Genomic DNA, 13723 nt, shown 5'->3' with positions numbered 1-13723 from the left:
TCTAAAAAACAAACATACAGAGGAGTTTTCGTGCCATGTCTACTATACAACATTCTACCCCTAATATTCACCTAGCAATGCAACATTTTTCTAAATTGGTCCAGTTACCTGACGTTTTACGTCGCGCTAATATCCATAAAACTCGTGGTATTCAGGTGCCAGTCCTGTTTGAATGGCTGATCACCACTATTTTTACGCGCTATTCCATCTTTCGTGCCGAATCTGATCCACATTTTACTAAGAAAACCGCCCGCAACTGTCTCAATAATCGCCATACAAATTGGCAACGTCTAGTTATTTTACTCGCAGTGCGGCTAATTCAATATGTTAAACACTTTACGGATACCCGCCGTGCACAAGCGCTCATCCTAGATGATTCCTTATTCAAGCGTGAGTTCTCGCGTAAAACTGAGTTATTAGCTCGGGTTTTTGATCATAATCACCAGCGCTATTATCATGGCTTTCGTACGTTAACTTTAGGTTGGAGTGATGGGAATACTTTCTTGCCCGTTGATTTTGCGCTGATGTCATCTGGCAAAGCCAAAAATCAATTAGGTCCGATCAACCAATTTGATCCGCGTACATTAGCTGCACAGCGACGAGCACAAGCCAAACGAAAAATGAATGAGGTTGCCTTAGAGCTAGTTGATTCGGCTTTAAGTGCTGGCATTAAAACTAAATACGTTCTGTTTGATAGCTGGTTTGCTTCACCAAGACTATTTTTTGAGTTACTGCAACGCGGTCAGTTTGGTGTAGGTATGCTCAAACGCAGTGAGAAAGTTTATTTTCGTTATCGTGGTCGCCAAATGGATGTTAAATCGTTGTACGAGCGCCTTCGGCGGAGTAAATGGCCTCAGCATCAGAATTATCATTATAGTCCCATTGTCACTTTCGAAGTTGGAGGTCAGCCCATGAAAGTTAAATTAGTTTTCGTTCCTAACCGAACAGATCACAGTCAGTATCTGGTTTTAGGTACAACAAAAACGACCCTAGAACCTGACCAAATCATTCAACTTTATGGTCGTCGCTGGCAGATCGAGGGCTACTTCAAAGTAGCCAAACAATACCTGCGTTTTGATCAAACCCAAGTCCAAAGTTACGATGGACTGTGCGGCCATATGGCCATGGTCATGATGAGTTACGATATTTTAGCGCTGCATCAACGCGAACAAGTTGATGAACGAACGCTTGGCGATTTATTTTATAATTTTGGCCGCCCGTTGCCGGATATTGAGATCGCAGTCGCTTTAGCTTGGTTGATGCGCCAATTAACTGGTCTAGGTGAAAAGTTAGGGCTCACAACAACCATCATTGATGAACTCTTCGATCAATTTATCCGAACACTGCCCAATAATCTGGCCCAATTATTGGGCAATGGCGTGTAATAACTGAATTAACTAATTTTTAGTCTTCAAACTCAGGACTAGCAGGAGTTTGAAGTTATTTGGGTACTTTCAACCTTTAGAAGAAAACTAATATGATCTGAAAAAGAGCGTACCGCTTTGCCGGCACGCTCTTTTTTGTGACCTTAAGTTGCTTTTAAGCTAACCCACTTAAAATACAGTTAAACTTATTAATAAGGACGGTTAACCAATGAACATTCTTACTGCCACTCACTTCTCTACAGCCCAGATCAGTCAATTAGAAAGCTTACCCGACGTCCACGTCATTCGCCAAAATGATTTTCAGCCTAAGCTGGCGCCAACCATCGATGTGATCATGGCTTGGAGCCCACTCGCCGCTAAAATTTTGGCCGGCCCCAATCGAGTTAAATTTATTCAAACCTCCTCAGCAGGAATCGATTATTTACCGCTAGCCGCTTTGGACCAACAAAAGGTGTTAGTCGCCCATGCTGGTGGTATTCACGGCGATGCGATCGCGCAATCAGTACTTGGTTACATTTTGGACTTTGCCCGTTATATCACCCACCCGCAAAACCGCGATCCGCAAAATTTCTGGCAAGGACGTATTCAGCGGCGTGTCCTGTATTCCGTTGTTAACAAGCGAGTGCTGATCTATGGCACCGGCCATGTCGGCCAAGCCGTCAGTCAACTATTGCGACAAATTAGTTTGCAAACGATCGGCGTCAATCACAGCGGTCACCCAGCACCAGAGTTCACCGAAACTATCGCGTTAGCCACTAGCAAGGCCCAGCCACCGGTAGCTGATTTCATCGTGAATACATTGCCGCTGACTAACGCCACCCAGCATTTTTTTGCCGCTGACTTTTTCGCTCGCCAACCGCAACCGCCGATCTTCATTAATGTCGGCCGTGGCCCATCAGTCGATACCACTGCCTTGATCGCTGCTCTAAAAAACGGTCAATTGGCTGGTGCCGCGTTAGATGTTTTTGAGCAAGAACTGTTGCCAACCGATTCACCACTGTGGCAAGCACCGAACTTGCTTATGACGCCACACACTACCGGCACTGTCGATCGTAAGCGGTAAATAATCACCCGTTTTAAAAAGACAACCAAACTTCTCGATTTTGAGAAATCTGGTTGTCTTTTGTTAGGCGGCATTTTTAGCTTGATGCTTGTCCGTTGTTTTTTTATTTTGATGCCGAGCACCTGGATAATGCCATGGTAAATAAACCGCTAACTGCGCCGGATCGGCGAAATCTGGTTGTTGCGGCAGTTCTTTTAACAGATAAGTAATGTAAGCTCGTGGATCAATGCCGTTGGCCTTGGCACTTTCAATTAAAGTTAGCCAAATGGCGGTTGATCTGGCTCCGGCTGGACTCGTACTGAAAAGCCAGTTTTTTCGGCCGATCACAAGACGCTTCATATTGCGTTCAGAAGCATTATTGCTCCAGTCCATCATGCCAATATTGATTAACCGATCTAAGGTCGGCCTTTGATCAACGGCGTAAGTGATTGCCTTGCCTAAACGTGATTTAGGTAGTACCTGTGCCGAAGCGATCCATTTCCAGAAGCGCTTAAGTAGCTTGCGAATCTGACTACGTCGTCTACGCCGCCGCACGCGCGGGGAAAAATGCTGCCATTGTCGTTCATGGGCAAACATCTCATCGATCAATGTCAGGGGGACACTTGCTACTGTTTTACCGTTAACTTGGGCGGCATCGTAAAACTTACGCCGCACATGGGCCCAACAACCGACCCGAGTCACACTGTTTGCTAACAAGTTATAGCCGGCATAACCATCGCACTGTAGGATACCAGTGAAGTTCTGGTATAATTTTTGGGCGAAGGTGCCTGAACGTGTCTTGCTATAAGCATATAAAATAATTTGCTGGGGACATTGTTTGACCGTTCGGGCCACCCACATATAGGATTTTGCGGTTGCGGCTTTACCTGATTCACGTAGTACTTGAATTGGGGTCTCGTCACCTTGCAAATAGCGCTGCGCGCTGATTGCTTGCCACAATAGGTCGTAGATTGGTTCGACCATTTGACTTGATTTAATGATCCAGTTGGTCGCCGTGGCTTCTGAAAGTGCGATACCTAGTCGCTTCCAGTTGGGTAATTGCCGATATAACGGCGTACCTAAGATAAACTTTTGACAGATGATCTCGGCAACCACCGAAGCTGAAGCGAGACTATGCGGAATTAAAGCTGCTGGTGTGTGCGCTTGAATTAAATGCGCAATCCCATCTTCTAGTTCACATTCAAGGCACTTATAGGTGCGCGTATAAATACGCTCACGATAGAGTTTAGCCGGAATAAAATGCAGTTCTTCACGGACAAACTTTTTGCCAACGCTGGTTAGCTTATGACCTTGGTCACACTGTTGGCCAGTTAAATCAATCATTGTTTCTTTAACCGCCAAATGGCGGCTTAAGCTTTCTTGCCGGGTTTTTTTACGCTTTTTCTTTGCCGGTACTTGATCTGTGGCGCTGCTTTGTTGGCCAGTTTGCTCTGGCGCGCTAAAAACACCGTCATTACCTTCCAGTAAAGACAGCTGATTAGGGTCCGTTTGTTCTGATTTTTGACCATAAAGTTTTTTCGTCAAGTATGCGACCATCTCTGTCAATTCGGCCACCTGTTTGCGTAACGCCGCAATTTCTTCTTCTGGGGTCATTAGCCCACCTACTCAGTCCGTATTTTATGAATTGAGTTTACCACGTCTCCTTTAGCTTGAATAGTTATTTTTCATGTCCAGGTGGACATGTTTTATGAATAGTGGCGTCTAACGACCAACCGCTGAGTAATCGCCGCAATTGTTTGGCATTCAGTTTGCGTAACGCATTCTGATTAGTCGGCCACTGTAACCGCCCATTTTCAATTCGTTTGTAAAGTAATAAAAAGCCATCACCGTCCCAGTAGAGCGCCTTAAAGCGGTCTTTCCTAGTACCACAGAATAAATAGAGCGCCTGATTATAAGGATCCAATTCAAATTGATCCTGGACAACGCCGGCTAAACCGTCGATGCCGCGGCGAAGATCCGTTTTACCGCACACTAAATAGACTTGGCGAATTTGCCGTTGATCAATGATCATCGGTGAACACCGCCTTTAAAATTGCTTCTAAAATATAGTTATTGATCCGGTTGTAGACGATTACTGATTTATTTGTCCCAACTTTAATTTGAAGCGCTTTGGTTATTGCGCGTGGTTGTGGTTCAGACTGATCCATTTTAATTTGTACAATATCGGGTTTTGCCAATAAAAATCACCTCACCAATTATTTGATGAGGTAATCATAACTTGAATTTAGTTAGTTTGATAGTCGGTCAGTTATTTGGTGCTTACTGTCGATCATGTTGAAGACGCCTTATTTGCTATTTTTTATCCTAATTTACAGTCCTTTTGCCAAACTGGCAAGTTAAGCGTCAATCAAGCTGATCTCAAATTAGGCTACTAAAAAACGTTAGTCATTCAAAATATGAATGACTAACGTTTTTTAGCCCAAGGCATGCCAACCGATATCGTGGCGGTAATTAAAGTCCGCCAACGGTAACCGATCAAGGGCGGTGTAAATTTTTTGCTGCGCGGTACGGACATCAGCTGCCTGCGTTGCAACTAGGAATACGCGGCCACCAGCGCTGACTAAGTGCTGCTCCCTGACCGCTACGCCGGCATAATAAACCGTTAAATCAGCTGGCAAGTGCGTTAAGTCAGGCAACGGCAATCCTTGTTGATAAGCGCCGGGGTAGCCAGCTGCCGCCACCACCACACCTAAGGTAAGCCGCGGTGTTTGCCAAGTCGGCTGAACTTTTTTACCGGCCAACATATTCTGCAATAACTGATAAAAATCGCTGGTCAGCTGCGGTAGGACGACCTGTGTTTCCGGATCGCCAAAGCGCATGTTGAACTCGATCACTTTAATGCCGCTGGTGGTCAAGATCAAACCAGCATACAAGATGCCATTAAAGGCACGTTGCCGTTGTTGCATCCCGGTGACCGTTGGCCGCAAGACTTGGTCAAACGCCTGTTGGGCTAAGTCAGCCGGCATTTGCGGCAACGGACTATAGGCGCCCATGCCACCAGTATTCGCGCCAGTATCGCCTGCGCCAACAGCCTTGTGATCCTGTGCCAGCGGCAGCGGAACGATCTGATCACCGGCGACAAACGCCATGCAAGAAAATTCTTCACCCACTAGAAATTCCTCAATGATCACGCTGGTGGTTTTAAATTGGTGTTGCTGCAATAAGTCTTGCAACACCTTTTGCCCTTGCGCCAAGCTTTTAACGATGGTGACCCCTTTGCCGGCAGCTAAACCGTTGGCCTTGATCACTTGGGGCAATGTCTGCTGCTGCAAGTAAGTCCAAGCCGCTGCGTAATCAGTGAATTCTTGATAAGCGGCGGTGGCGATCCCTTGTTCTTGCAGCAATGCTTTGGCGAAACTTTTCGAGCTTTCCAATTCGGCTGCTGCTTGGGTTGGGCCAAAAATAAGTAAGTGGCGTGTTTGAAAATAGTCGACGATCCCTTGTTGCAACGGCATCTCCGGGCCGACAAAGGTCAAGTCGATCTGCTGTTGCTGGACAAAGTCTGCGAGCGCCGCAAAAGCAGTGGCCGCTACTAATTGAATGCCATCGGCCACCATGCCCGCGTTGCCAGGGGCACAGTAAACTTGCGTCACCTGCGGACTCAACAAAAATTGCCGGCACAAAGCGTGCTCGCGGCCGCCACTACCGATAACTAAAACTTTAGCCATAATCGCCCTCCTTAGAGTGTGTCTGAAAAAACGCCCAGCTTAATGCCGGAAATGCCGCCGACCACTGAAGACCATCGCCACGCCTAATTCATCTGCCTTAGCAATCGAGTCTTTATCTTTGATACTGCCACCAGGTTGCACGATCGCAGTAATGCCGTGCGCCGCAGCATACGCGACTGAATCATCCATTGGGAAAAAGGCGTCAGAGGCTAAAATGGCATCGGCATAACCTGGTTTATCTTTAGCCGCTTGAATAGCGATCTCTACTGAGCCAACACGATTCATTTGCCCCGCACCGATACCTAACGTTTGTTCCGCGGTAGCAACCACGATGGCATTACTTTTAACGTGTTTGACAATAATCTGACCAAATTCTAAGGCTTTTAGCTGGGCCGCTGTTGGCTGTTTCTTAGTCACCACTTCAAAATCAGCCGCCGTTTCATGGACTTGATCGGCCTCTTGGCGCAACAAACCGCCCAGTACCGAGACACTTTCGAGTTCAGTTTGTTCTGGTGCACTGATATCTAAGGACAATAAACGTAGATTTTTCTTTTGCGCCAAAACAGCAAACGCATCAGGGGTAAAGCTAGGCGCAATGATGATCTCCAAGAACAGCTGATGCATTTTCTCGGCGGTAGCCACATCAACTTCCCGATTCAACACGATGATACCACCAAAAATCGAAGTCGAATCAGCAGCAAACGCACGGTCCCAAGCGGTTTCAATATCAGCAGCTAAGCCGACACCACAAGGATTCATGTGTTTGACTGCGACGACAGCTGGTTGGCTGAACTCACGGCTGATCCGCAGTGCCGCATCACAGTCTTTGATGTTGTTGTAGGAAAGCTCTTTACCGTGTAATTGTTGTGCCTGCGCAATCGAATAAGGTTCCGGAAGCGCCGTCTGATAAAAAGCGGCTTTTTGATGTGAATTTTCACCATAACGCAACGCTTGTTTCTTCTCGTAAGCTAGCGGTAACGTTGCCGGAAATTCTTCCGTGTTCAAATAATCGGCGATCAACGCATCATAACTGGCAGTGTGCTGGAATACTTTAGTCGCCAATTGCCGCCGGAATGCCTGATCAACTTCACCAGCAGCCAATGCAGTCAAGACGGGCTGGTAATCGGCTGGATCAACAAGCGGCAACACTGCGGCAAAGTTTTTTGCCGCGGAGCGTAACATGCTGGGCCCACCAATATCGATCTGTTCGATCGCCGCCGCTTCCGTGACCGCCGGCTGCATGATAGTTTGTTTGAAGGGATACAAATTAACACACACCAGATCGATCGGCGTGATTTTTTGCTGTGCCAACGTTGCCATATGTTCAGGATCATCGCGTTTAGCTAATAATGCTGCATGGATCGCTGGGTGGAGCGTTTTTACCCGACCGTCAAGCATTTCGGGAAAATGGGTAACGTCTTCAACTGGGGTAACGGCAATATTAGCCGCTGCCAATACTTTTTGGGTGCCGCCAGTCGAAAGGATCCGGTAACCTTGTGCGACTAATCCCTGCGCGAATTCAACCAATCCTGTTTTATCCGATACACTAAGTAAAGCTGTTTTCATTAATGATGCGCCCCTTATTCTATCATTTATTTCTCTTCTAATATTTTTACTAGACTTTGCAAATAAAGCCGATGCTCCGTTCGATGAATGCGGCGACTTAAGCTAGCCAGCGTGTCCTGCGATTTAACTGGGACCATAGCCTGCTGAATGATTGGCCCGCTGTCAACGCCAGCATCAACGTAATGAATCGTCACGCCAGTTTCGGTCACGCCAGCGGCAAACGCATCTTCGATTCCATGACGGCCAGGAAATTTAGGCAACAAAGCCGGATGAATATTGATGATCCGCTGCGGATAAGCCTGCAGCAAGGTGGGACCAATGATCCGCATATAACCAGCCAGCAAAATCAATTCCACCTCATGTTGGCGTAATTGAGCCAAGATCGTCGTTTCAAAAGCTGCTTTATCCGCAAATTGCTTAAATTCCGCGGTCCAAACGGGAATCTTTAACCGTTGCGCCCGTTGAATAACCGGCGCAGTCGGCTGATCACACACTAGTAACACCACTTGTGCTGCTAATTTTTGCTGCTGAATGCCGGTTACCAACGCTTCAAAGTTACTACCATTGCCGGAAGCGAAGATCGCTAACTTTTTCATGCGTCGGCCTCCACTAATACCACACCAGTTGCGCCCGCGTGCACCGTACCAATTTGATAAAAAGCTTGCTGCTGAGCGGTCAGAATTTGTTGCACGGCAGCTAGATCAGTTGGATGGATCGCTAAAACCATGCCCAGACCCATGTTAAAAGTCGTGAACGCCTCATTTTGCTGCAACTGACCTAATGCACACAACCAATCAAAAATCGGCTGGCGCGGCCAACTACCTAAGTTGACTTGAGCCGTTAATCCAGCCGGCAACATCCGCGGTACATTTTCCAGCAAGCCACCGCCAGTAATATGCGCCGCACCAGCGATCAACTGTTGCTTAAGCAATGGCAGCAACGCGTCAACATAGATCTGCGTCGGCGTCAACAAGGTATCCAGTAAGTTGGCTCCCCCTAATTCAGCAGGGGTATCAGTAAAACGATAATCGTGTGTTTTGAACAACAATTGGCGCACCAACGAAAAGCCATTGCTATGTAAACCACTGGCAGGTAAGCCCAGCAAAATATCGCCGGCCTGCACCTGCTCCGGCGTCAGCAACGCTGCCTTTTCAGCGATACCAACGGCAAAACCAGCCAGATCATAATGACCAGCAGTGTACATATCTGGCATTTCCGCAGTTTCGCCGCCTAACAAGGCCATCCCGCTTTGTTGGCAGCCGGCCACGATTCCTTGCATCAGCTCAGCCACTTCCTGCGGTTGGGTTTTCGCCACCGCTAAATAATCCAGGAAAAATAAGGGTTGTGCCCCTTGTGCAACGACATCGTTGACGCACATTGCCACTAGATCCTGGCCCACCGTTGTCCGCCGTCCACTTTGGATTGCCAACAACAATTTGGTGCCAACACCATCCGTCCCCGCAACTAAAACCGGCTGCTGCCGCGGTGGCAATTGATACAAGCCACCAAACGCGCCTAACCCCCCTAACACATTTGCCGAATTTAGTTTTTTGATCTGTTGCTGCAAATTAGTGACCACCGCTTCCCCGGCAGCAATATTAACGCCCGCCTTCTCGTAAGCATTCATTTGGTTTCCTCCTAAGCTGTATTTGAAAATTATTTGGCTGGCTCTTACAACTAATTTAGCTCAGTAGTATCCTTCGTTTAGCGATACACTCACTGTTTAATTTTGCCGCCAAACTTCAAGCCATCACTTGCGGCAATTCAAAAGTTGCGGCGTAATCATACAGCGGGGTCGGATAGTCACCATTAAAGTAAGCTACACATAAACCAGAATACGGCGCGCTGCTTTTTAAATTAATCGCCGCGATCAAGCCGGCTACGCTGAGAAAATGTAGTGAATCAGCACCGATCTGCGCCTGCATTTGCGGTAAGGTCAGATTAGCCGCCAACAACTCACGGGTGTTTTCAATGTCGATACCGTAAAAGCAGGGATAGCGCAATGGCGGCGAGGCGATCAGCAAATGAACCGCGGTGGCGCCCGCTTCTTTTAAAAGGCGCACAATATAATTACTAGTCGTCCCCCGCACTAGCGAATCATCGACTAAGGCAACTTTCTTACCTTTGACCACTGCCGTCACCGCTGATAACTTCATCCGCACACCTTGCTCACGTAAGCGCTGGGTTGGCTGAATGAAGGTACGTTGGCTGTATTGATTTTTGATCAAACCCATTTCGTAAGGAATACCACTGGCCGCCGCGTAACCATTAGCCGCCGACAAAGAAGAATTCGGTACCCCGACGACGATATCGGCGTCCACCGGCTGTTCTTTAGCCAAAAGTTGGCCCATACGTTCGCGCGCTTGATGCACATTGACACCATAAATCGTTGAATCAGGCCGGGCAAAATAGATGAATTCCATCGAACAAACGGCTAGCTGTGTGTCGGTGGTATAGGAATTAACGTGGTAACCGTGATCGTCGATTTTGATCAATTCACCTGGTTGCACGTCGCGGATGAAGCGCGCATTGACCGTATCTAAAGCACAAGTTTCGCTCGCCACCACATAAGCTCCAGTTGCTAACTGGCCTAGCGCTAACGGTCGAAAGCCATTGGGATCTAGTGCGGCGTACAAGGCATCGTTGGTCAGGACTAAGTACGCAAAGCCACCTTTGATTTGGCGCAGGCTGGCTTTTAAGCGCTGTTCAAACGTCGCGGCGGTTTGCCGCTGGATCAAATGCATCAACACTTCGGTATCGGAGTTAGCGTGGAAAATGGCGCCGGCTGCCTCTAACGTCGCCCGCAAACTGACCGCGTTAGTCAAATTGCCATTGTGCGCCAAGGCCACTTGTTGCTGGTTAAAATTAAATAATAGTGGCTGGATATTTTCGATCCCGGCACTGCCCGCCGTGGCGTAACGGACATGGCCGATAGCCGCGTTACCAGTTAAATGGGCTAATTTATCCGGATGGTCAAAAACTTCCGTCAACAAACCTAAACCTTTCTCACCGCTTAAATGTCCCTGCTCATTGGCGACGATGCCGGCGCCTTCTTGACCGCGATGTTGCAACGCATGTAAGCCAAAATAAGTGAGCTCGGCCGCTTGCGCATCGCCCCAAATACCAAATACTCCGCATTCTTCATTGAGACTTTTGACCTCACTTACCATGCTAATGCTCCTTCCCACTGCTGTTTGCTGGTGACGATATCCAATGTCAAGGTTTCTGTATTTGTTTTGATAACTAGGTCAGTCGCTGCTGTGACCGTGCCAATCTGTTGTGCCTGTTCGCCGGCCATTTGACTGAAAGCTGCTGCTTGCGCTGCGGGCACGGTGATAATAAAGCGTGACTGCGTTTCGGCAAATAGCCAGCTAGCGGGCATGGCTACGTCAACGCTGGCGCCTAATTGCTGACCAAAGCAGCATTCCGCTAAACCGACCGCTAAGCCACCTTCCGCTAGATCATGCGCACCACTAACGAGACCTGCCCGAATCGCTTGCTGAACCAATTGTTGATGGGCAATTTCCGTGGCTAGATCAAAATCAAATAACGCGCCACTAATATTCCCAGTCAGCATTTTTTGTAATTCACTGCCATTAAAATCAGAATGAGTTTGGCCGACTAAGAAAATCACGTCCCCCGCTTGCTTGAAATCTTGGGTCGTGATCAAAGCAAGGTCTGTGATCAAACCAACCATGCCGACCATCGGCGTTGGGTAGATCGCTGTGCCGTTAGATTCGTTGTACAACGACACGTTACCAGAGATCACCGGCGTTGCTAAAGCTTTGCAGGCCGTGCTCATCCCTTTAGTGGCTTGTGCCAATTCATAAAAACTTTCCGGTTCTTCGGGACTACCGAAATTAAGACAGTCGGTGATACCCAGCGGAACACCGCCACTAGCCACAATATTGCGCGCCGCCTCGCAAACCGCAATTTGGCCGCCGATTTCTGGATTTAAATATAAGTAGCGTCCGTTACCGTCAGTAGTCATTGCCAAAGCTTTACGCCCACCGCGAATTCTAATTACGGCGGCATCCGAGCCTGGTGCCACGACAGTATTGGTTTTAACTTGAGTATCGTAACTGCGATAAATGGCTTGCTTGGAAGCCAGCGTTGGTTGTTGCAACAGCTTTGTCAAAACGGCTGTTGCGCTGGTGAACTGGGGCTGATACTGTTGTGGGTCAGCCGTCAATAACCGTGCAGGGATTCGTTGCGGCCGCTGATAAACTGGCGCCTCATCGACTAACGCTTTGATCGGTACGTCAGCCACTTTTTCACCATGAGCATACAACTGATATTGTTTAGCTGCCGTCACTTCACCGATCTGTACCGCATCCAGTTCATAGCGGGCAAACACTGCTTCGACCACCGCCCCTTGATCTTTAGCAACACAGAGCAACATCCGCTCTTGCGATTCCGACAACATTAATTCATAAGGAATCATACCCGTTTCCCGCTGCGGCACCGCATCTAAATTCAAAGTCATGCCGTAGTCCGCTTTGGCACCCATTTCGGCTGAAGATGAGACCAAGCCAGCAGCGCCCATATCTTGAATGCCGACGACTGCTTCCGGGTGTTCGCGGATCAATTCCAAACAAGCGTCCATTAATCGCTTTTCCATAAAGGGATCGCCAACTTGAACCGCGGAACGATCAGCTTCAACCGCATCATTAAATTCCGCCGAAGCAAAAATTGCCCCTTGAATGCCGTCGCGGCCAGTTTTAGCGCCAACGTAATAAATCAAGTTACTGGCGCCGGCGGCTTGACCTTTTTGCTGCATCGTGGTGTCCAACAACCCAACGCACATTGCGTTCATAACTGGATTGGCCGCATAAGCATCATCAAACGCCAACTCACCGCCAACCGTCGGAATGCCGATACAATTACCATAACCGCCAATACCTGCGACAGTTTCCTGTAGTAAAAAGCGGGTATGCGCATCAGTTAATTCGCCAAAACGCAGACTGTCTAGCAGCGCGATCGGCTGTGCGCCCATTGAAAAAATATCGCGAATAATACCGCCAACACCAGTCGCTGCCCCCTGATAAGGTTCAACGGCTGTGGGGTGGTTATGACTTTCAGCTTTAAAAACCACTGCCTGACCGTCACCAATATCGATGATGCCAGCACCTTCACCGGGGCCCTGCAAAATCCGTTGCCCACTAGTCGGAAATTGTTTCAGTAACGGTTTAGAATTTTTATAGGCACAATGTTCACTCCACATTGCCGCAAACAAGCCAGTTTCAGTGAAATTAGGCAAACGGCCGAGCAATTCTTGGATCCGTTGATATTCAGCACTGGTCAAGCCCCATTGTTCGTATAACCCGCTAGCTTCAATTGCTGTCGCTGTTTGCTCGATCATGCTGGCACCACCTTTTTCGTTAATGTTTGCAACATACTTTGAAAAACACCGCGGCCGTCTTCGCTACCTAAAAGTGCCTCCACCGCCCGTTCGGGATGGGGCATCATGCCTAAAACATTGCCGGCGCGATTGGTGATACCGGCAATATCAGCGACACTGCCATTAGGATTGTCCTGATAAGTAAACACAATTTGCTGGTGTGCTTTGAGCGCCGCCAACGTTGCCGCATCACAGTAGTAATTACCTTCACCGTGAGCAATCGGTAAAGTGATCGGCTGTTGCGGCTGGTAAGCGTTGGTGAAGCTGGTTTGATTGTTGACAACGGTTAAAGCCGCCGGTTGACAGATAAAGTTGGCGCTGTGATTTTGCTGCAAAACGCCTGGCAATAAGCCAGCTTCGGTCAAAATCTGGAAGCCATTGCAGATACCGATCACTAGCCCGCCAGCAGCGGCAAACTCACGCACCGCAGTCATGATTGGGGCAAAACGGGCGATCGCCCCACCACGCAGATAGTCGCCATACGAAAAACCACCAGGTAACAAAACTGCCGCATAATCAGTTAGATCGACGGTTCGATAATCGACTAAAACGGCCTGTTGCTGAAAGACATCGCGTAAAGCGGCTACTAAGTCTTGATCACAATTTGAGCCCGGAAATTGAACCACGGCAAACTTCATTT

The 13723-nt window shown here is 48.2% G+C and carries 12 protein-coding genes; 2 read left to right on the top strand and 10 right to left on the bottom strand.

Annotated features, from left to right (window positions below):
* The first annotated feature begins 35 nt into the window (after positions 1-35).
* Both LC20001_RS06675 and LC20001_RS06670 read left to right on the top strand, forming a co-directional pair.
* A complete protein-coding gene (locus LC20001_RS06675) occupies positions 36-1385 on the top strand; it encodes an IS4 family transposase (protein ID WP_035457969.1) in 1350 nt (449 codons plus the stop codon).
* A gap of 208 nt (positions 1386-1593) precedes the next feature.
* On the top strand, positions 1594-2448 hold the full coding sequence (locus LC20001_RS06670) for an NAD(P)-dependent oxidoreductase (protein ID WP_225358951.1): 855 nt from the start codon (positions 1594-1596) through the stop codon (positions 2446-2448).
* Between the two features lie 63 nt (positions 2449-2511).
* Here LC20001_RS06670 and tnpC read toward each other — a convergent pair whose 3' ends face one another.
* The 10 genes from tnpC to purQ form a co-directional block, all read right to left on the bottom strand.
* Entirely contained in the window at positions 2512-4041 is a 1530-nt protein-coding gene (gene tnpC / locus LC20001_RS06665; protein ID WP_169925048.1) for an IS66 family transposase, read from the bottom strand.
* Between the two features lie 64 nt (positions 4042-4105).
* Entirely contained in the window at positions 4106-4459 is a 354-nt protein-coding gene (gene tnpB / locus LC20001_RS06660) for an IS66 family insertion sequence element accessory protein TnpB (protein ID WP_010011941.1), read from the bottom strand.
* Entirely contained in the window at positions 4449-4625 is a 177-nt protein-coding gene (locus LC20001_RS14390) for a hypothetical protein (RefSeq protein ID WP_156403535.1), read from the bottom strand. Before LC20001_RS14390 ends, tnpB begins: the two co-directional genes overlap by 11 nt.
* Before the next feature lie 237 nt (positions 4626-4862).
* On the bottom strand, positions 4863-6116 hold the full coding sequence (purD, locus tag LC20001_RS06650) for a phosphoribosylamine--glycine ligase (RefSeq protein ID WP_010009646.1): 1254 nt from the start codon (positions 6114-6116) through the stop codon (positions 4863-4865).
* A 39-nt stretch (positions 6117-6155) separates the two neighbouring features.
* Positions 6156-7682: a bifunctional phosphoribosylaminoimidazolecarboxamide formyltransferase/IMP cyclohydrolase gene (gene purH, locus LC20001_RS06645; RefSeq protein WP_010009647.1), complete on the bottom strand. Its 1527-nt coding sequence runs from the start codon at positions 7680-7682 to the stop codon at positions 6156-6158.
* 26 nt (positions 7683-7708) lie between these two features.
* Positions 7709-8278 (bottom strand): phosphoribosylglycinamide formyltransferase, encoded by a 570-nt coding sequence (purN, locus tag LC20001_RS06640; RefSeq protein WP_010009649.1) that lies wholly within the window; start codon positions 8276-8278, stop codon positions 7709-7711.
* On the bottom strand, positions 8275-9309 hold the full coding sequence (purM, locus tag LC20001_RS06635; RefSeq protein WP_010009651.1) for a phosphoribosylformylglycinamidine cyclo-ligase: 1035 nt from the start codon (positions 9307-9309) through the stop codon (positions 8275-8277). The genes purN and purM overlap by 4 nt, the downstream gene beginning before the upstream one ends.
* Before the next feature lie 115 nt (positions 9310-9424).
* Positions 9425-10852 carry an amidophosphoribosyltransferase gene (purF, locus tag LC20001_RS06630; RefSeq protein ID WP_010009652.1) on the bottom strand — a complete coding sequence of 476 codons (1428 nt, stop codon included), beginning with the start codon at positions 10850-10852 and terminating at the stop codon, positions 9425-9427.
* The gene (purL, locus tag LC20001_RS06625; RefSeq protein ID WP_010009654.1) at positions 10846-13044 is read right to left on the bottom strand and encodes a phosphoribosylformylglycinamidine synthase subunit PurL; all 2199 of its coding nucleotides are present in this window, start codon (positions 13042-13044) and stop codon (positions 10846-10848) included. Before purL ends, purF begins: the two co-directional genes overlap by 7 nt.
* The gene (gene purQ / locus LC20001_RS06620) at positions 13041-13721 is read right to left on the bottom strand and encodes a phosphoribosylformylglycinamidine synthase subunit PurQ (protein ID WP_010009655.1); all 681 of its coding nucleotides are present in this window, start codon (positions 13719-13721) and stop codon (positions 13041-13043) included. Before purQ ends, purL begins: the two co-directional genes overlap by 4 nt.
* Positions 13722-13723: the final 2 nt, after the last annotated feature.

This window comes from Loigolactobacillus coryniformis subsp. coryniformis KCTC 3167 = DSM 20001, from assembly GCF_002706425.1.
Taxonomy (GTDB): Bacteria; Bacillota; Bacilli; order Lactobacillales; family Lactobacillaceae; genus Loigolactobacillus; species Loigolactobacillus coryniformis.
The sequence above is the reverse complement of the archived record's forward strand: the minus strand, read 5'-3'. Positions and strand labels throughout refer to the sequence as shown.